Origin of the sequence: Enterovirga rhinocerotis, assembly GCF_004363955.1 — a bacterium.
Taxonomy (GTDB): Bacteria; Pseudomonadota; Alphaproteobacteria; order Rhizobiales; family Beijerinckiaceae; genus Enterovirga; species Enterovirga rhinocerotis.
On record NZ_SNZR01000013.1, the window covers coordinates 336,139 to 354,030 of the forward strand.

The 17,892-nt window shown below is 69.3% G+C and carries 16 protein-coding genes; 7 read left to right on the top strand and 9 right to left on the bottom strand.

From position 1 onward, the window contains the following. Position 1 precedes the first annotated feature (1 nt). From EV668_RS13260 to EV668_RS13275, 4 genes are all read right to left on the bottom strand, one after another. Positions 2–229 (bottom strand): DUF2783 domain-containing protein, encoded by a 228-nt coding sequence (locus EV668_RS13260; protein WP_133770763.1) that lies wholly within the window; start codon positions 227–229, stop codon positions 2–4. Further along, positions 223–1,899 carry an FAD-dependent oxidoreductase gene (locus EV668_RS13265; protein ID WP_133770765.1) on the bottom strand — a complete coding sequence of 559 codons (1,677 nt, stop codon included), beginning with the start codon at positions 1,897–1,899 and terminating at the stop codon, positions 223–225. Before EV668_RS13265 ends, EV668_RS13260 begins: the two co-directional genes overlap by 7 nt. A gap of 246 nt (positions 1,900–2,145) precedes the next feature. Beyond that, positions 2,146–3,141 carry an acrylyl-CoA reductase (NADPH) gene (gene acuI / locus EV668_RS13270; RefSeq protein ID WP_133770767.1) on the bottom strand — a complete coding sequence of 332 codons (996 nt, stop codon included), beginning with the start codon at positions 3,139–3,141 and terminating at the stop codon, positions 2,146–2,148. A gap of 51 nt (positions 3,142–3,192) precedes the next feature. Then, the gene (locus tag EV668_RS13275; protein WP_133770769.1) at positions 3,193–4,686 is read right to left on the bottom strand and encodes an aldehyde dehydrogenase family protein; all 1,494 of its coding nucleotides are present in this window, start codon (positions 4,684–4,686) and stop codon (positions 3,193–3,195) included. Between the two features lie 275 nt (positions 4,687–4,961). Here EV668_RS13275 and EV668_RS13280 point away from each other — a divergent pair, with 275 nt between their 5' ends. Beyond that, positions 4,962–5,822, top strand: a complete 861-nt coding sequence (locus tag EV668_RS13280; protein WP_133770771.1) for an amidohydrolase family protein — start codon at positions 4,962–4,964, stop codon at positions 5,820–5,822. 108 nt (positions 5,823–5,930) lie between these two features. Here the strand turns inward: EV668_RS13280 and EV668_RS13285 are convergent, their stop codons facing one another. Continuing rightward, a complete protein-coding gene (locus EV668_RS13285; RefSeq protein WP_166652455.1) occupies positions 5,931–6,707 on the bottom strand; it encodes an IclR family transcriptional regulator in 777 nt (258 codons plus the stop codon). Between the two features lie 320 nt (positions 6,708–7,027). Between EV668_RS13285 and EV668_RS13290 the strand changes: the two genes are divergently transcribed. The 6 genes from EV668_RS13290 (at position 7,028) to EV668_RS13315 (ending at position 13,047) form a co-directional block, all read left to right on the top strand. Continuing rightward, entirely contained in the window at positions 7,028–8,272 is a 1,245-nt protein-coding gene (locus EV668_RS13290) for an ABC transporter substrate-binding protein (protein WP_166652456.1), read from the top strand. Between the two features lie 112 nt (positions 8,273–8,384). After that, positions 8,385–9,110 carry an ABC transporter ATP-binding protein gene (locus tag EV668_RS13295; protein ID WP_166652457.1) on the top strand — a complete coding sequence of 242 codons (726 nt, stop codon included), beginning with the start codon at positions 8,385–8,387 and terminating at the stop codon, positions 9,108–9,110. Further along, positions 9,103–9,819: an ABC transporter ATP-binding protein gene (locus EV668_RS13300; RefSeq protein ID WP_133770778.1), complete on the top strand. Its 717-nt coding sequence runs from the start codon at positions 9,103–9,105 to the stop codon at positions 9,817–9,819. The genes EV668_RS13295 and EV668_RS13300 overlap by 8 nt, the downstream gene beginning before the upstream one ends. Positions 9,820–9,829: 10 nt before the next feature. Continuing rightward, the gene (locus tag EV668_RS13305) at positions 9,830–10,702 is read left to right on the top strand and encodes a branched-chain amino acid ABC transporter permease (protein WP_133770780.1); all 873 of its coding nucleotides are present in this window, start codon (positions 9,830–9,832) and stop codon (positions 10,700–10,702) included. 46 nt (positions 10,703–10,748) lie between these two features. Further along, the gene (locus EV668_RS13310; RefSeq protein WP_133770782.1) at positions 10,749–11,741 is read left to right on the top strand and encodes a branched-chain amino acid ABC transporter permease; all 993 of its coding nucleotides are present in this window, start codon (positions 10,749–10,751) and stop codon (positions 11,739–11,741) included. A 16-nt stretch (positions 11,742–11,757) separates the two neighbouring features. Further along, positions 11,758–13,047 (top strand): ArgE/DapE family deacylase, encoded by a 1,290-nt coding sequence (locus EV668_RS13315; protein WP_133770784.1) that lies wholly within the window; start codon positions 11,758–11,760, stop codon positions 13,045–13,047. 117 nt (positions 13,048–13,164) lie between these two features. Here the strand turns inward: EV668_RS13315 and EV668_RS13320 are convergent, their stop codons facing one another. The 4 genes from EV668_RS13320 to EV668_RS13335 are packed head-to-tail and all read right to left on the bottom strand — an operon-like array spanning position 13,165 to position 17,889. Further along, positions 13,165–14,625, bottom strand: a complete 1,461-nt coding sequence (locus tag EV668_RS13320) for an NAD-dependent succinate-semialdehyde dehydrogenase (RefSeq protein WP_133770786.1) — start codon at positions 14,623–14,625, stop codon at positions 13,165–13,167. Further along, entirely contained in the window at positions 14,622–15,482 is an 861-nt protein-coding gene (locus tag EV668_RS13325; RefSeq protein WP_133770788.1) for an alpha/beta fold hydrolase, read from the bottom strand. The genes EV668_RS13320 and EV668_RS13325 overlap by 4 nt, the downstream gene beginning before the upstream one ends. Continuing rightward, positions 15,479–15,838: a hypothetical protein gene (locus EV668_RS13330; protein ID WP_133770790.1), complete on the bottom strand. Its 360-nt coding sequence runs from the start codon at positions 15,836–15,838 to the stop codon at positions 15,479–15,481. Before EV668_RS13330 ends, EV668_RS13325 begins: the two co-directional genes overlap by 4 nt. After that, a complete protein-coding gene (locus EV668_RS13335; protein WP_245513157.1) occupies positions 15,835–17,889 on the bottom strand; it encodes an acetate--CoA ligase family protein in 2,055 nt (684 codons plus the stop codon). Before EV668_RS13335 ends, EV668_RS13330 begins: the two co-directional genes overlap by 4 nt. Between the last annotated feature and the right edge of the window lie 3 nt (positions 17,890–17,892).

The window sequence follows — 17,892 nt, forward strand, 5'->3', positions numbered from 1 at the left end:
CTCACGCCCTGGCCGGGAGTGTTGCGTCCCCTCCGGCGGGCTCGATGCCCCGGCGCGCCCGCGCCATCGCCTCCCGCAGCACCGCGGGATCGCCGACATGGTTCGCGAGGAGGAGGATCAGCCGGGCATTGACCTGCCGGCTCTGCTCCGGCGTCAGGTCGCGGTGGAGGGCGACGAGCTCCTCGTAGAAGTCGTCGGGCGAAGGCAGATTGGTCTCGGTGTTCAGCATCGCCCGATCTCCCCTCCGGCCGCGCGCTGCAGGGCGGCCGCGACCGCCGCGGCATCGAAGCTCCGCCAGCGCGCGCAGACATGCTGGTCCGGCCGCAGCAGGTAGACGGTGCCGGGCGCGGCATCGAAGCGCCGGGCGAGAAGGCCCTCGCGATCCTCGACCGCTCGCGCATGGAGAGGTGGATCGCCGTCCTGGCCCGGCGGCGTGACGACGATCCGGTCGAGGGGCAGCGGATCGGGCCGCAGGGCGTCGGTATCCGGGAGCGCTCCCTGCCCGGCGAAGACGATGAGCGTGAAGGCGCCTCCCACCTCGTCGAGGAACCAGCCCTCCCTGCCGCCGATGCGGATCGGCGCATCCGGCACGGGCGCGCCGGGTTCGAGGGGGCCGGCGAAGGCGTCGCGATCGGCCGTCGTCAGCGGCGAGGTTCGATAGGTGCTCGGCACCGACAGCCGACCGCTATTCACGAGGCGGCGGGCGAAGGGGCAGTCGCGCGCGAGGTCGAGCGCCGCGTCGCGGAAATCCCGGCTCGCCTCGCTCTTCGGCGTGATGAAATCGGTGCTGCGGGTCGAGGCGAGGATGTTCTCGTCCGCCGCTTCGACGCGCTCCGCATCGTAGCTGTCGAGGAGGGTTTCGGGGGCGAGGCCCTTCACGACGAGGCCGAGCTTCCAGGCGAGGTTCTCGGCATCCTGGATGCCGCTATTGGCCCCGCGCGCGCCGAAGGGCGAGACGCCGTGCGCGCTGTCGCCCGCGAAGAGGACGCGGCCGTGCCGGAACCTGTCGAGGCGGAGGCACGAGAAGGTGTAGACGCTCACCCATTCGAGCTCGAACTCCGCCGCCTCGCCGAGCAGCGCCCGCAGGCGCGGCATGACCTTCTCCGGCTTCTGCTCCTCGATCGGATCGGCCTCCCAGCCGAGCTGGAAATCGACGCGCCAGACCTGGTCCGGCTGCTGGTGCAGGAGCACGGACCGGTTCGGGTGGAAGGGCGGATCGAACCAGAACCAGCGCTCGGCCGGGAAATCGGCCTCCATCCGCACGTCCGCGATGAGGAAGCGGTCTCGGAAGGTGCGGCCGCTGCTGACGAGGCCGAGGGCCTTGCGCGTCGCGCTGCGGGCGCCGTCCGCGGCGATCAGCCAATCGCAGGCGAGGCTTTGCGTGCCTTCGGGCGTCTCGACCTCGATCGTGACGCCATTCTCGTCCTGGCTGATCCCCGTGAGGCGATGGCGCCAGCGGATGTCGATCGCAGGCAGGGCGAGGGCGCAATCGAGGAGGAAGCCCTCGACGTAATATTGCTGGAGGTTGACGAAGGCCGGCCGGCGATGGCCGCCTTCCGGCAGGAGGTCGAAGGCATAGACCTCCTCGTCCCGGACGAAGACCTTGCCGCGGTTCCAGGTGACCCCCTTCTCGACCATGCGCTGGCCGCAGCCGAGCCGGTCGAAGATCTCGAGCGTGCGCTTGGCGAAGCAGATGGCGCGCGAGCCTTGGGACAGCTTGTCGTCGTCGTCGATGAGGAGGACGGGCACGCCCTGCCGGGCGAGGTCGATCGCCGCCGCGAGCCCGACCGGGCCGGCTCCGACCACGATGACGGGCCGGCGCTCCCCGCGTCCGGCCATCGGCTCGTAGCGGAAAGCGAGGCGCTGATAATCCGGCTCTCCGGGCGCGCGAGACGCCATGATTCCTCCCGGCGGTCTCGGACGGACCTTTGCGCCAGGGATAGAACGAGGCGCGTCGCGGGCCAAGCCGGGAGCGGGCTATGCGCTGCACCAATCCTCCCGCGGAGGGGAAGGGTCGGACCGAAGGTACGGGGTGGGGTGACGCGCGGTGTCCGCCTCGACGAGGCCGACGATGGGGAGAGGTGGGTTCACCCCACCCCGCCGGCTTCGCCGCCGACCCTCCCCCTCCAGGGGAGGGTGGGCGCGCTATCCCGCGCCGAGCACCCGCACGACCTGCCGGCCGCGGACCTGGCCCTTGAGGATGCGGTCGGCGAGGCCCGTCACCTCGTCGAGCGGCACTTCCCCCGTCACCTCGGCGAGATCGGCCTCGGTGAGGTCGGCCGCGAGGCGGGTCCAGGCCTCCTCGCGGATCGCCTTGGGGCACTGGACCGAATCGACGCCGAGCAGCGCGACGTTGCGCAGGATGAAGGGGAACACCGTCGTCGGCAGGTCCATCCCGCCCGCGAGGCCGCAGGCCGCGACGGCGCCGCGATAGGCCATCGCGGCGAGGACATTGGCGAGGATGGTCGAGCCGACGGTGTCGACCGCCGCGTTCCAGCGCTCGCCCGCGAGCGGCTTTCCGGGCGAAGCGTATTCGGCCCGGTCGATGACCTCGACGGCGCCGAGCGCGCGCAGGAAGGGCTCCTCCTCGCGCCGCCCCGTGAGCGCCGAGACCTGATGGCCCTTATCCGCGAGGAGCTTCACGGCGACGCTGCCGACGCCCCCGCTCGCCCCGGTGACGAGGATCTTGGCCTTGTCGGGGAGGCCGTGCGCCTCGAGCGCCATGACGCAGAGCATGGCCGTGAGGCCGGCGGTGCCGATCGCCATGGCGTGGCGGCTCGACATGCCGGAGGGCAGCTTCACCAGCCATTCGCCCTTCACTCGCGCCCGTTCGGCGAAGCCGCCCGACCAGCCCTCGCCGACGCCCCAGCCCGTGAGGATGACGCGGTCGCCCGGTGCATAGGCCGAGTTGTCGGAGGCGAGGACGCGCCCGGCGAAGTCGATGCCGGGCACGATCGGGAACTTGCGCAGGATGCGGTTCTTGCCCGCCAGCGCGAGCCCGTCCTTGTAGTTGAAGGACGAGTACTCGACGGCGACCGTGACGTCGCCGGCCGGAAGGTCGGCATCGGTCCAGGTGGTGAAGCCGATCTCCTGCCGGTCTCCGGCCTGGGTCGCGACGAGCGCGCGGAAGCTGTCGGTCATGATGGTTCTCTCCCTTGTCGGCCTCGCGGGCCTTCGTTCGTTCGGCCGGTCTCAGGCCGGATCGGGAATGGCGAGGTTGACGTTCACCTGCTTCGTCTCGGTGAAGCTGTCGAGCATCCCCTCGAGCGACATCTCGCGCCCGATGCCGCTCTCCTTGACGCCCCCGTAGGACTGGCCGAGCGACTGGCCCCCGCCCTGGTTGACCTGGACCCAGCCGGCCTCGACGGCGTGGGCGGTGCGGAGCGCCCGCCCGATATCGCGCGACCAGACATAGGCGGCGAGGCCGTAATGGCTGTCATTGGCCATGCGGATCGCATCCGCCTCGTCCGTCCAGGGGATGGCGACGAGCACGGGGCCGAAGATCTCCTCGCGCGCGAGCCGCCAATCGTTGGAGCTGTCCGCGAAGATGGTCGGGATCGCGAAATAGCCGCGCGTGAGCGGGCCTTCCGTCGGCGGCAGGCCGCCGGTGACGAGCCGGGCCTCGTCGCGGGCGAGGCCGTCCTCGATATAGCCGCGGATCTTGGTGAACTGGCGCTCGTTGATGACGGAGCCGACATCGCTCGCCTCGTCGAGCGGGTCGCCGATGGTGAGGGCGGAGGTGCGGGCGACGAGCTTGTCGAGGAACGAGTCGAAGATGTCGCGGTGGAGGAACAGGCGCGATCCCGCCGTGCAGGACTGGCTCTGCCGGGTGAAGCGCATCGAGGCGACGATGCCCTCGACCGCCCAATCCTCGTCCGCATCCGGATAGACGATCGAGGGGCTCTTGCCGCCGAGTTCCAGCGAGACCGGAGCGATGCGCTCGGCCGCGTGGCGCATGATCGCCTTGCCGACGGCGGTCGAGCCCGTGAAGCTGACCTTGCGGATGCGCGGATGGACCGCGATCGCCTCGCCGCATTCGCGGCCATAGCCGGTCAGGACGTTGACGACGCCCTTCGGCAGATGCTCCTGGCAGATCTCCGCGATCAGGAGCACGGCGAGCGGGGCGTCCTCGGCCGCCTTGAGGACGATCGTGTTGCCGGCGCAGATCGCGGGGGCGATCTTGAGCGCGGCGAGCTGGGCCGGCGCGTTCCAGGGCACGATCGCGCCGACGATGCCGATCGGCTCGCGCCGCGTATAGCTCAGCATGCCCTCGCCGAGCGGGACCGTCAGGCCCTTCAGCTCGCCCGCGAGGCCGCCGAAATAGCGGAAGGCGTCGGCGACCATCCGGGCCTCGCCGCGCGCCTGGGTGCGGATGGCGTTGCCCGTCTCGCTCGCGATCAGGCGGGCGATCTCCTCCTGGCGCGCTTCCAGCGCCTCGCCGATGGCGAGGAGGATGCGGCCGCGGTCGCGTGCCGCGACGCGGGACCAGCCGGGGAAGGCCCGGCCGGCGGCCTCGACCGCGAGATCGACATCCTCCGCCATCGCGCGGGGCACTTCGCCGAGAGGCTCGCGCCGGCCCGGATTCTCGACCACGATCACCCCGCCCGAAAGGGCGTCGCGCCACTCCCCGTCAATCAGCATGCCCCTGCGCAGCAGGGTCGGGCGGTCGGTCGTGGCTGTGCTCATGGTCGGTTCCTCTGCGGTGCCGCAGCCGGATCGCCGGAAGCGAAACCTTCCGGGCCCGGCCCTTTGACGGCGCGATCATCCGGCTCGTCTTTGCCCGACTGGCGTCGAATCGGCCAGGGGAGGGTCGTCGATCAGGCAGGCAGGACGGTTGCGGGACGGCGCCGGAGCCGACGTCGCAATCGCAGCGTGCTGGCCGCAGCCGTGGAGGCATGGTTCATCTGTGGACCTCGCCTGACGAGTCCCGCCGCTTCGCGCCAGCCTATCGAGACGACGACATGACCGAACTCTGCCAGGGACCCGATCCCGAGCTGCGCAAGCCCGTGCTCGACGTGCCGAGGGGTGCTGTCGACACGCATTTCCACCTGTTCGGGCCGGCGTCGCGCTACCCCTATGCGGAGGGGCGCGACTACACGCCGCCCGATGCCACGCCCGCCACCGCCCGCGCGCTGTTCGATACGCTCGGGATCGAGCGCGTGGTGATCATCCAGGCGAGCGTCTACGGGCTCGACAATCGCTGCCAGCTCGAACAGGGGCCGGCGATCGGGCTGCCGATGCGCGCGGTCGTCGTCGTCCCGCCCGACGAGAGCGAGGCCGAACTGGCCCGGCTGCACGAGCAGGGCGCACGGGGCGTGCGCTTCAACATGGCCTTCGCCGGCGGTCTGCCGCCGGACCTCCTGGTGCGCTACGCCGACCGCATGCGGGAACTCGGCTGGCACATCCAGATCATGCTGCGCCCCGCCGACATCGTCGCGCTCGAAGCCCGGCTTGCGGCGCTCCCCTGTCCGATCGTCATCGATCACATGGGCATGATCGATCCCGCAGGTGGCGTCGCGCAGCCGGCCTTCCAGGCCCTGCTCCGGCTCGTCCGTGGCGGGCGCTGCTACGTGAAGCTGAGCGGCGCCTATCGCATTTCCCGGCAGGCTCCCCGCTATCCCGATCTCGCGCCTTTCGGGGAGGCGCTGGTCGAGGCGAATCCGGAGCGGATGCTGTGGGGCAGCGACTGGCCCCACACGCATATCAAGCACAAGCCGCCGAACGCGGCCGATCTCCTCGACATCCTCGGCGACTGGGTGCCGGATGCCGGCATCCGGCACCGCATCCTGGTCGACAACCCGGAAGCCTTCTACGGCTTCTGAGGATGCTGCGGGACAGCGGGATGCGGTGTCCCGACAGCAGCATGCCGCGAGGCTCCATCAGAGCGACGTCGACGGCACCGTCTCAAGCCGAGGCGGGAGAGTGCGCCGTCACTGCCCGAGCCTGACGCTGATCTCCGCTGCCGCCTCCAGGACGAACGGCAGAAGCAGCGGCACGCCGTCCGTGACGGCGAATTTGGGCGTCAGGGTCGAGATGCTGACGCTCGCCGCGAGCCTGCCGGTTCGGTCCAGGATCGGCGCGCCGAGGCCTGAGAGGCCGACCACGTAGTCGTCGACGGCGAATTCCCAGCCCCGCTGCCTGATCCGGGTCGCGGCCGTTTCGAGACCGGCGGGATCGGTCTGCGTCCGTGCGGTGTATTGCGGCAGCGGTGCGGCGAGGATGCGGGCGCGATCGTCGGGCGGCAGGAACGCGAGCAGGGTGCGGGGGCCGCCGGCGGCGTTCAGCTCGACGCGGTCTCCGATGGACGACCACACGGCTTCGATCGTGATCTCGGGGCCCTTGACGCGATCGAGGCACAGCGCCGCCCCGCGGAAATGCGTCCAGATGAAGGAGGTCGCGCCGGTGCGCTCGGCGAGGCGGGCCAGGATCGGCGCCGCGACATCGCGCAGGTCGCGCCCGTATCGCACGCTCGGCACCAGCAGGAGGATGCCGGGGCCGAGAGCGTAGGTCTTGGTCCGGTCGTCGAATTCGACGAACTCCCCGGCGACGAGAGTCTGCAGCAGGCGCCGCGTCGTTCCCTTGTCGAGCCCCGTCCGGCGCGACAGGTCCGAGAGCGGCAGGCGCAGGGCGGCGGGATCGAAGGCCTGGAGAAGGGCCATGGCGCGTTCGACGGCACGCACCTTCGTCAGCCCTCCGTCACTGGCCATGGTGATCCCTGCTCCCCCGTGGATTCGTATCATCCCATGACACAAAACGTCCATCTCTTGACACGGGGAAAGGCTGATCTGCTACTGAGGGCCGAGTTTTTGCGATCTTTTGTCCACGGAGCCGTTTCGCGCGTGCGGGCCACGAACCTCACATCGAATGAGGAATGCATCGCGGTCCGGTCGCGGCGCCGCCCCCGTCCGGCAGCGCGCGGCTCTGGCGCACCCTTTGCGACTTCCGGACGCCGTTCGCGCTCCGGCATGAAACGTGCTCTCTCGGCACGACAAACGACAAAACGACGTTGCAACCTGAGGGGATCATCATGACGAGAACGGGTAGGACCCCGCGTTACGCGATCGGCGCGGTGCTTGCCGGTGCGATGGCCGTCGGCATGTCGGGCGGCGCCGCCGCACGGGACATCGTGATCGGCGTGATCGGCCCGCTCAGCGGCCCGGCCGCCAATTCGGGCATCTCGATGCGGCAGGCCTACGAGGTCGCGGCCGACCAGGTCAACAAGGCCGGCGGCATCGAGCTCGGCGGGACGAAGAGCAAGATCAAGCTGATCTTCGAGGACAGCGCCTCGCGGCCGGAGGTCGGCGTCAGCGCGGCCCAGAAGCTGCTCACGCGCGACAATGTCGATATCCTGGTCGGCGACACGATCGCGAGCTCGGTCACGCTCGCGCTGATGGAGGTCGCTCCGAGCTTCGGCAAGTTCATGATGAGCGGCCAGCCGGTCTCGATCGAGATCGCCAAGAAGATCAAGAGCGATCCCAAGCGGTTCGCGAACTTCTGGAAGGGTGGCTTCAACAGCGACGCGTATGCCGAGGCGCTGTTCGGTTCGGCCCAGGATCTGATCAAGAAGGGTTCGATCAAGGCCGAGAAGAAGACGGTGGGCTTCATCGTCGAAGATACCGATTACGGCAAATCGAATGTCGAATACACGCTGCCGCTCTTCAAGAAGGACGGCTGGACGGTCTCCTCCAACGAGACCGTGCCGCTCGGCTACGCTGACTTCTATCCGCAGCTGTCGAAGCTCCGCGGCAAGGAGCCGGACGTGCTGATCTCGATCTTCACCTCCGTCAATTCCGGGATCGCCCTCGTCAAGCAGATCAAGGAGCAGGGCCTGAAGTCGACGCATATGGCGGTCTATTACCCGATCCGCCCGGAATTCCTGAAGGGTGCCGGCGCCTCCGCCAACGGCCTGCTCTGGACGCCGCTATACTTCGATCCCATCAACAACCAGAAGCACAAGGAATTCTCGGAGAATTTCAAGAAGGAGGCGAAGGTCGAGGGCAATGGCGACCACGCTCAGGGCTATTGCCAGATGTCGATGCTGCTGGAGAACATCAAGAAGGCCGGCTCGATCGAGCCCGCGAAGCTGTCGGAGGCCTTCGCCAAGACGGATTCGCAGTGCGTGATCGCGCGGATGGTCTATGACACCGAGATCCACACGCCGAAGACCGGAGCCGACTTCTTCCCCGTTCCGATCGCTCAGATCCAGGACGGCGTCAGCTTCGCGATCTGGCCCTCGACCGCGGCGACGGCCGAGTTCAAGCCCGCCAAGTAGGAGCCTACGGCGAGGGTTCCGGCCGCGTTCCGCGCCGGAACCCCTTCATCACCGTCCGGCGCGGATGCGCCGGCGGGCAGGATTCGAGTGCATGCAGAACCCGACATCAGTGATGCCCTTGCTGCAGGTCGAGCACGTCACGATGGCCTTCGGCGGCATCGTCGCCGTGAGCGATCTCAGCCTGACGGTCCAGCCGGGCGAGATCCTCGCGCTGATGGGCCCCAACGGCGCCGGCAAGACCACGACCTTTCACGTCATCGCCGGCGTCCACGCGCCGACCGCCGGCACCATCACGTTCGACGGTCAGGACATCACGGCGATGCGCCCGGACCGGCGCTGCCGGGCGGGGCTCGCGCGGACCTTCCAGATCACGCAGCCCTTCGAGGAACTGAGCGTCGTCGAGAACGTGATGGTCGGCGCGATCAATCACGATCTCTCGATGGCCGAGGCGAGGGAGGATGCGCGCCGCTACGTCGACATGGTCGGCCTGAGCGAAAGGGCCGATGTCCTCGCCAAGGGTCTCAGCACCGGTCAGCGCAAGCGCCTGGAACTGGCGCGCGCCATGGCCACGAGGCCGAAGCTTCTCCTGATGGACGAGGTGACGGGCGGCGTCGACATGGCCAGCGTTCCGGGGCTGATCGAGCTCGTCAAGCGTCTGCGTACCGAAGGCCTGACGATCATCATCATCGAGCACAACATGAAGGTGATCACCGAACTCGCCGATCGCGCCATCTTCATGAACAGGGGCGCGCGCATGGCCGAGGGAACTCCGACCGAGATCGCCAATCATCCCGAGGTCGTCGAACTCTATCTCGGCGAGGAGGGCGGGCATGAGTGAGCCGCTTCTCACGGTCGAGAACCTGAACGTTCTCTACGGCGACTACCAGGTCCTCTGGGATGTCTCGATGCAGGCCCGCGCCGGCGAGATCGTCGCGGTGCTCGGCCCGAACGGATCGGGCAAGAGCACGGTGCTGAAGGCGATCATGGGCCTCGCGCCGGCGAAGTCGGGCCGGATCATGTTCGAGGGCCGGGACATCACCCGCGTGCCGACGCACGAGATGGTGGCGCTCGGCATCTCCATGGTCCTTGAACGGCGCCGGCTGTTCTCGGCCATGACCGTGCGCGAGAACGTGCTCCTCGGCGCCTATCACCGCAGCGCCGGCAAGGAAGCCAAGAGCCGGCTCGAATGGGTCGAGGACCTGTTTCCGATCCTCGCCGAGCGGCGCGACCAGATCGCGGGCCGGATGAGCGGCGGCGAGCAGCAGATGGTGGCGATCGCCCGCAGCCTGATGTCGAAGCCGCGTCTCCTGCTGATGGACGAGCCGTATCTCGGATTGTCGCCGCGCATCGTCAAGCAGATCGCCGGGATCATCCAGCGCATCAACCAGGACGGCGTCGCGGTGATCTTCAACGAGCAGAACGTGCAGCTCTCCTTCGGCCTGTCCAACCACGGCTACCTCCTGGAAGGAGGCCGCGTCGTGCTGTCCGGCACCGGCCAGGAAATGATCGGCTCGGACGTGATCCGCCGCGTCTATCTCGGGGTCTGAGGGGAAGCCAGTGACCTTCACCATCTTCCTCGAACAGATCATCAACGGCCTGATCATCGGCTCGATGTACGCGCTCATCGGCAGCGGCATCGCCCTGGTCTACGGCACGATGCGCGTGCTGAACCTCGCCCATGGCGAGTTCTACATGCTCGGCGGCTATTTCGTCTTCTTCCTGGCCGTGACCTACGGCCTGCCGCCCTTCCTCGCCATCCCGGTCGCCGTCGTCGGCACCTTCTTCCTCGGCATGCTCATCCAGCGCATGACGATCCACTACCTCCTGGGGAAGGAGGGCTGGATGTTCTCGACGATCGCAGCGACGCTGGGATTGTCGATCGTGCTGCAGAACGCGGCATTGCTGCTGTTCGGCGAGCAGTTCCAGAGCGTGCCCTATTATCTCGACGGCATGCTGGAGATCGCCGGCATCCGCATCCCGTACCAGCGCCTGCTGATCTTCGTCGTCGCGCTCGGGACGATCGGCGTGATGACCTTCGTCCTGAAGAAGACCCGGCTCGGCTGGGCAATCCGGGCGACGGCGCAGGATCGCGATGCCGCGGCCGTCGTCGGCATTCCGGCGCAGCGCATCTACCTGATCACCTTCGGCCTCGCCGCGGCCTTGGGCGCGGTCGCGGCCGCCATGCTGGCGCCGATCTACGCGATCAACCCCTGGAGCGGGCTGCCGATCCTGCTGAAGGGCTTCGTGGTGGTCATCCTCGGCGGTCTCGGGAGCTTCCCCGGCGCGATCGCAGGAGGCCTCCTGCTCGGCGTCGTCGAGGCGATCGGCGTGCAGCTGACCTCGTCCGAATGGCGCGACGTCATCGGCTTCGCCCTGATGATCGCCGTCATCTGGTGGCGGCCCTGGGGCCTGTTCGGCAAGAAAGCATGATGGAAGGCGCCATGCTCGGGAACCCGTCGGCCGATTGGAGAGTCGCATGTTCCAACCGGTAAAGCCGGCCCAATGGCTCATGGTCGTCGCCGCCGTCGCGGCGATGATCGCGGTGCCGCTCGTCACGCGCGACTCCTACCTGTTGCACGTGCTCATCCTGGCGATGATCTTCGGCATCTTCGCCTCGGCCTGGAACCTCGTCGCGGGGTTCGCGGGGCTGAAGACCTTCGGCCACCATGCCTTCTTCGGCATCGGCGCCTATGTCTCCGCCCTGATCAGCATCAAGGCGGGGCTGAGCCCCTGGCTGACCATCTGGATCGGCGCCCTGGCGGCGACCGTGGCGGGCGTCTTCATCGGCCTGCCCATCCTGCGGATCAAGTCGATGGCGCATGTCGCCATCGTGACGCTCGGCTTCGCCGAGATCGTGCGGATCGTGATCTCGAACCTGCAATCGGTCACGCGCGGCGAATTGGGGCTGTGGGGCATCCGTCCCTTCGAGGGCTTCGACCTGCCGGGCTTCGGCACGATCGTGTTCTCGCCGGCCGACAAGGTGCCCTACTACTATCTCGCGCTCGTCCTGCTGCTCCTGTCCGTCGCGGCGATCGCGCTGCTGATGCGCTCGCGGATCGGCCTGTCGATCATCGCCATGCGCGATGCGGAGGACGCGGCCGAGAGCCTCGGCGTCAACCTCACGCGCAAGAAGCTTCAGGTCTTCGCGATCAGCGCCTTCCTGGTCGGCATCGCCGGCGCCTTCTACGCGCATTACATCAGCATCCTGACCCCGAACGCGGCGGTCGGCGCGGACCTGATGATCCTCGTGATCGCGATGGCGCTCGTCGGCGGCCTCAGCACCTTCGCCGGGCCGCTGGTCGGAGCCCTCATCCTCACGGGCCTCGTCGAGCTGCTCCGCGATCTCGATCAGTTCCGCCTGCTCGTCTACGGCGCGATGATCATCCTGATCGTGATGTTCCTGCCGAAGGGGCTCATGACGCTGGGGCCGATGCTCAAGCGCCGCTTCACGCCCTCGTCCTCCTCCTGACCTCAAGGACCCATCGATGTTGGACAAGGATATCGCCGCCGCGATCACGGCTGCGGTCGATCGCGGTTTCGACGAGCAGGTCCGGTTCACGCAGGACATGGTCCGCTGCCCGTCCGTGCGCGGCTACGAGCACACCGTCCAGGACCTGATGGCGGCGGCCATGGCCAAGCGCGGCCTCGCGGTCGACCACTGGAAGGTCAAGGTCGAGGATATCAAGGACCTGCCGGGCTTCGCCCCGGTCGTCGATGCGACCTACGAGAACGCCTACAACGTCGTCGGCACCTACCGCCCCGCGCAGCACAAGGGCCGCTCGCTGATCTTCAACGGCCATATCGACGTCGTGCCGACCGGTGCCTGGGACCGCTGGACCACGCCGCCCTTCGAGCCGCGGATCGACGGCAAGTGGATGTATGGCCGCGGTGCCGGCGACATGAAGTCGGGCCTCGCCGCGACGCTGTTCGCCTTCGACGCCGTGCGGGCGGCCGGCTTCGCGCCGACGGCCCCGATCCACTTCCAGTCGGTCGTCGAGGAGGAATGCACCGGCAACGGCACGCTCGCCTGCCTCCAGCGCGGCTACCGCGCCGATTGCGCCTTCGTGCCGGAGCCCCTGGAGCCGAAGCTCATGCGCGCCGAGGTCGGGCTGATCTGGTTCCGCGTCCATGTCGAGGGCGACCCGCAGCACGCCTCGGCCGGCTTCAACAATGCCGGTGCCAACGCCATCGAGAAGGCGCTGCTCCTGTGGCCGCAGATCAAGCGGCTCGAGGACGAGTGGAACGCCCGCAAGGTCGATCACCCCCTCTACAAGGACCACCCGCACCCGATCCGGGTCAATCTCGGCGAGATTTCAGGCGGTGAATGGACCTCGAGCGTGCCCTCGAAGGCCGTGCTCAACGTGCGCGTCGGCGTCCTGCCCGGCGACGACCTCCGGGATATCTGCCGGGAGATCGAGGAGCGTGTCCGCACGGCGGCTCTCTCCGATCCGTTCCTGTCGAACCACCAGCCGCGGATCGAGTATCACGGCCATATGGCCGAGGGCTTCGTGCTGGAGAACGCGGCCATTCCCGAGGCGGTGCTCGCCGACAGCCATAGGGCCGTGTTCGACGCGCCGCTGCAGGAGGAGATCACCTCGGCGGCGACCGATGCCCGCTTCTTCTCGCTGTATCAGAACACCCCCGGCCTCGTGTACGGGCCGATCTGCGAGCGCCCGCACGGCATCGACGAGAGGGTCGATCTCGACTCGGTCAGGGCCGTCACCAAGACCATGGCCCTGTTCCTGGCGGAATGGTGCGGCGTCGAGCGGGTCTGAGCCTCGGGCGGCTTCCCGGTCGGATCATCGTCCTCGCCGCGGCGGCGCAATCCCGTCGCTGCCTCGGCGGGCCTCGCCTGGCCGAGACCCGCCGTGTCACGAACACGGCAGCATCGCCTAAGGGGTGGGGAAGGCCACCGAGACGAAGCGCGGCTGCCTGAAGGCCATCAGCCCCTCCGGCCCGCCTTCCAGCCCGAAGCCGCTATCCTTCACCCCGCCGAACGGGGTTTCCGGGAACGAGGCCGACCAGTGGTTGATCGCGAGGCTGCCGGCCTGGATGGCGCGCGCGAGCCTCTCCGACGTGCCGAGCGAGCCGGTCCAGGCATAGGCCGCGAGGCCGAGGCTCAATCGGTTCGCTTCGGCCACGGCCTCATCGAAGGACGCGAAGCTGTCGATGACGGCGAGGGGGCCGAAGGGCTCCTCGTGCCAGACCTTCGCGTCGCGCGGCACGCCGCTGACGACCGTCGGGGGCAGCCAGAATCCGGGTCCCTCCGGACAATCTCCCGCGCTGACCCGCCCGCGATCGCGCGCATCCTCCGCAAGCCCGCGGAGGGCCGCGACGCTACGGGCGTTCTGCACCGGCCCCATCTGCGTGTCGCTGTTGAAGGGGTCCCCGACCCGGATCGCGCCCGCCGCGCGTTCGAACGCTTCGAGGAAACGGTCATGGGCCGGGGCTTCGACGAGGAAGCGCGTCGGCGAGGTGCAGACCTGACCCGAATTGCGGAACTTCGCCGTGACCCCGGAGGCCGCGACCGCGTCGATATCGGAATCGGCGAAGACGAGGACCGGGGCGTGGCCGCCGAGCTCCATGACCATCCGCTTCATCGTGCCGGCACACAGGGCCGACAGCTCCTTGCCGACCTGCGTGCCGCCCGTGAAGGTCAGGAGCCGCAGCCGGGGATCGGTGGCGAAGGTCCGGCCGATCGTCGGAGGATCGCCGAAGACCACGTTCACGACGCCCGGCGGCAATCCGGCCTCTTCGAGCGCCTGCGCGATGACGAGGGCCGATGCCGGCGTCGCTTCCGACGGCTTGATGACGATCGTGCAGCCGGCGGCCAACGCGCCCGAGATCTTCCGTGCCGGCGTGATGGCCGGCGCGTTCCAGCCGGCGATCGCGCCGACCGGCCCGACCGGATCGGAGATGGCGGTGAGGCGCATCGCCGGGGTGCGGGCCGGAATGTCGCGTCCATAGAGGCGCCGGCCCTCGTCGGCGGCCCACTCGAACATCTCGCAAGCCGTGTCGATCTCGGCTTCCGCCTGCGCGAGCGGCTTTCCGAGTTCCAGCGCGATCAGGCTCGCCCAGTGCGATTTCCGGCCCCGAAGGAGATCCGCGGCCCGGCGCAGGATGCGCCCCCGCGCCAGGGGCGGGGTATCGCGCCAGGCGGGGAAGGCCTCGGTCGCGGCCGCGATCGCCCCGTCGAGATCGGCCTCGTCGGCCACGGGCAGCGCACCGAGCGGGCGCTCGGTCGTCGGGTCGATCACCGGCGTCGTCCGGCGTCCCTCCGCCCCGACCCAGCGGCCGGCGATGAAGAGGCGCAGGGCCGGATAGGCGGCGACCGCCTTCTCCCGGGGGCTCATCGGCGGCGCTCCGCGCGGATGCGCTCGAGGACGGGGCGCAGATGCGTGAGGAAGCCCTCCGGGTCCTCGCTCATCGGGAAATGCCCGATCCCCGGCATGATCACCGCGTTCGCGCCCGGGATCGAGGCGGCGGCGGCCAGCGTGTCCTCGGGCGTGCAGCTGTAATCGTATTCGCCGGTGAGGAGGTGCACCGGGCAGCGCTGGGTGTCGATCTCGCGGAGCCGGCCGCGGATGTCGCCGTCCACCTTGTAGAAATACAGGTCGCCTTTGAAGATCCCCGGCCCGCCCTGCATGTAGTGCCACAGCGTCTCCCAGCGATCCGCATCGCTCGCATTCGGCCCGATGAGGCCGGAGACGACGGCCGCGCTGACCTCCCCATGCACGTCGGGCCGATGCAGCCACTGCATGTCGTAATACGGCGCGACATGGCCGCCCGACTGGAGGCCGATCACCGCGCCGAAACGGTCCGGATGCTCGAGCGCCAGATGCAGCACGATGCGCCCGCCGATCGAGCACCCCATCGCGACCGGCTGGTCGAGGCCGAGCGCGTCGGCGACGCCGACCACGATGTCGGCATAGTCGCGCGAGGTCAGACGGTATTCCTCGATCTCATGCCATCCCGAGGGAGGCGAGGATTTGCCGTGCCAGGGCAGATCGAAGGCGATGACGCGGAAGTCCTTGAGGATCGCCGGGTCGTTCAGCACCGCCCGATACTGGCGGCTGTCGCTGCCCGCCGTGTGCAGGCAGAGGAGCGGGATGCCTTGCCCGGCCTCCTCGACGTAGAGCCGATGCGGCTTGCCGAGGAGATCGAGGCGCAGATAGCGCCCGACAACCGGCTCGAAGACGGCGGCGCTCATGCCTGCCCCCGCAGGGAGCCGAGGACGCCCTTGAAGTAGAAGAGATTGGCCATGAAGGGATGCATGTCGCCCTCGACCGAGAGACGCTTGAAGCGGATGAGCGCGAAGAGATCGTGGAACCCGGGCGGCGGGCTCGCCGACCAGAACTGCCCCCAGGCCTCGGCGGAAGCCCGCAGCGCGAAGGTCCAGCGCGGCATCACGAACGGGCCGCGGCGGATCTCGGCGATGCGCCCCTCCTCGATGCGGACGAGCCAGGCCTCGTCGCCGACCTCCAGCAGGAAGGTCGTCTCCACGAAGCGGCCGCGATGGACGAGCCGGGCATCGCCATTGACCCGCTCGGCGAGTGTTTCGATCATCGCCCCTCCTCCATGAGGCGCACCACCGCGTCGACCGCGACGACACCCTCGTTCTCCCGCCTGACCAGAAGCGGATTGATCTCTGCCTCGACGATCTCCGGGCCGGCTTGCGAGATCGCGACGATCGCATCGGCCAGCGCGCCGAGGTCGCCCTTCGGCCGGCCGCGGAACCCTGCCAGCGCCCGCAGCGCCTTCACCTCGTCGATCATGGCCAGCGCCTCCTCGCGCGAGACCGGCGCGAGGCGAAGGCTGCGATCCTCGTGGATCTCGGCCAGGATGCCGCCGGCGGCCAGCATCACGACGGCCCCCGCATCCGGATCGCGGTGGACGCTGAGCAGGACCTCGCCGATGCCCTTGGCCATGGACTGGACCAGCAGCCGCTCGACGACAAGGCCGGGCGCCGCCTTGCCGACCGCGCCGACGATGTCCGCGACGGCGCTGCGGAAGGCGCCGTCATCGGCGATGCCGAGCACGACCCCGCCGAGTTCGGTCTTGTGCAGCACGTCGGCCGAGAGCAGCTTCACGGCGACCGGATAGGCGACGGGGGAGGCGGTCGCCTCGATGCCCGCGACGGCATGGGGAGCGACCGGGACGCCGAGACGCGCGAGCACGGCGTAGCCCTCGGCTTCGTCGAGCTGGCGGGCGGTGCCGCGCGACGGCGCCTCGGCGCCGAGGCCCTTCGGCGCGCGGCGCCCGAAGATGGCCGCGACGGCATCGCCGCAGGCTTCGGGCGTGTGGAAGCACGGCACGCCCGCTTCCGCGAACGAGCGCAGGGCCTCGGGGGCCTCGGGCGCTGCGAAGACGACCAGCGGCCGCTCCGCCTGCCTCGCCGCTCCGGCGATCGCGGGCACGAGCAGCTCGGGCTGGAAACGTGCCGACGAGCCCGCGACCGCGACGACGAGATCGAATTCCGGAGCGTCGAGAAGCGTCTCCAGGGCGGCCGACATGATCGCCGGCCGGGTGCCCGCCAAGGTGAGATCGAGGATGCGTCCGCGGGGGGCGGCGACGCCGCGCGCGGCGAGCCTCGCCATGGTCTCTTCGCTCGGCACCACGGCCTCGACGCCGCGCAGGCCGAGTTGGTCGACGACCATCGCGGCACCGCCGCCCGTCGTCGTCACCACGGCCGTACGGGGCCGCCGCGGCGCGGTCGGCACTCCGAGCTTGGCGAGCAGCGGCAGGCCTTCGATCAGCCCGTCGAGCGTCTCGACTCGCGCGATGCCGCAATCCTTGAGGAACGCGTCCGCGATGCCGTCCTCGCCGGCGATCGCGCCGGTATGGGATTGGGCGAGTTCCGCCGCCTGCCGCGAGCGGCCGAGCTTGTAGGCGATCACGGGCTTGCCGCGTTCCGCTGCGGCCAGGGCGAAGCGCCGGATCGCGGCGCCGTGCGCGATGGATTCGAGGAAGAGCGCGTAGGTCCCGATGGCAGGATCGTCGAGCGTCGCCTCGCAGATCTCGCCGAGGCTGAGATCGACCTCCGACCCCGTCGAGACGAAGCCGGCGAAGCCGAGCCCCTTGGCCAGCCCGCGCGACAGGATCGCTCCGATCATGCTGCCGGAATGGGAGGCGACGAAGATCCCGCCCTTCTGGATTTCCGGCTCGGCGAAGGCGCCGTTCGCCGTGAGGCTGAGGCCGGTGGTGACGTTGACGATGCCGATGCTGTTCGGCCCCAGGAGACGGGTGCCGCTGCCGGCGAGGATCCGGCGCAGTTCGGCCTCGCGCGCGAGCCCGCTCTCGCCCGCTTCGGCGAAGCCTCCCGCGAGCACGGTGAGGACGGGCACCCCGCGCGCGACGCAGGCCGCGACCGCATCGAGCACCCCGTCGGTCGGGGCGAGGATGAAGGCGTGGTCCGGCCGCTCCGGCAGCGCGTCGATGGCCGGATAGGATGTCTGGCCCTGCACGGTCTCGCGCCGGGGATTGACGGGGTAGATGGCGCCCGAGAAGCCCGCCCGGCGCAGGAAGGCGAGCGGACGCCCGCCCGTCTTGCCCGGATCGTCCGAGGCGCCGACGAGAGCGACGCTGCGAGGCCGCAGGAGGTTCTGTCCGAGTGTCACGAT

Coding starts and splice junctions, on each gene's coding strand:
- EV668_RS13260 (WP_133770763.1), bottom strand. CDS start 229: ATGCTGAACACCGAGACCAATCTGCCTTCGCCCGACGACTTCTACGAG.
- EV668_RS13265 (WP_133770765.1), bottom strand. CDS start 1,899: ATGGCGTCTCGCGCGCCCGGAGAGCCGGATTATCAGCGCCTCGCTTTC.
- acuI (WP_133770767.1), bottom strand. CDS start 3,141: ATGACCGACAGCTTCCGCGCGCTCGTCGCGACCCAGGCCGGAGACCGG.
- EV668_RS13275 (WP_133770769.1), bottom strand. CDS start 4,686: ATGAGCACAGCCACGACCGACCGCCCGACCCTGCTGCGCAGGGGCATG.
- EV668_RS13280 (WP_133770771.1), top strand. CDS start 4,962: ATGACCGAACTCTGCCAGGGACCCGATCCCGAGCTGCGCAAGCCCGTG.
- EV668_RS13285 (WP_166652455.1), bottom strand. CDS start 6,707: ATGGCCAGTGACGGAGGGCTGACGAAGGTGCGTGCCGTCGAACGCGCC.
- EV668_RS13290 (WP_166652456.1), top strand. CDS start 7,028: ATGACGAGAACGGGTAGGACCCCGCGTTACGCGATCGGCGCGGTGCTT.
- EV668_RS13295 (WP_166652457.1), top strand. CDS start 8,385: ATGCCCTTGCTGCAGGTCGAGCACGTCACGATGGCCTTCGGCGGCATC.
- EV668_RS13300 (WP_133770778.1), top strand. CDS start 9,103: ATGAGTGAGCCGCTTCTCACGGTCGAGAACCTGAACGTTCTCTACGGC.
- EV668_RS13310 (WP_133770782.1), top strand. CDS start 10,749: ATGTTCCAACCGGTAAAGCCGGCCCAATGGCTCATGGTCGTCGCCGCC.
- EV668_RS13315 (WP_133770784.1), top strand. CDS start 11,758: ATGTTGGACAAGGATATCGCCGCCGCGATCACGGCTGCGGTCGATCGC.
- EV668_RS13320 (WP_133770786.1), bottom strand. CDS start 14,625: ATGAGCCCCCGGGAGAAGGCGGTCGCCGCCTATCCGGCCCTGCGCCTC.
- EV668_RS13325 (WP_133770788.1), bottom strand. CDS start 15,482: ATGAGCGCCGCCGTCTTCGAGCCGGTTGTCGGGCGCTATCTGCGCCTC.
- EV668_RS13330 (WP_133770790.1), bottom strand. CDS start 15,838: ATGATCGAAACACTCGCCGAGCGGGTCAATGGCGATGCCCGGCTCGTC.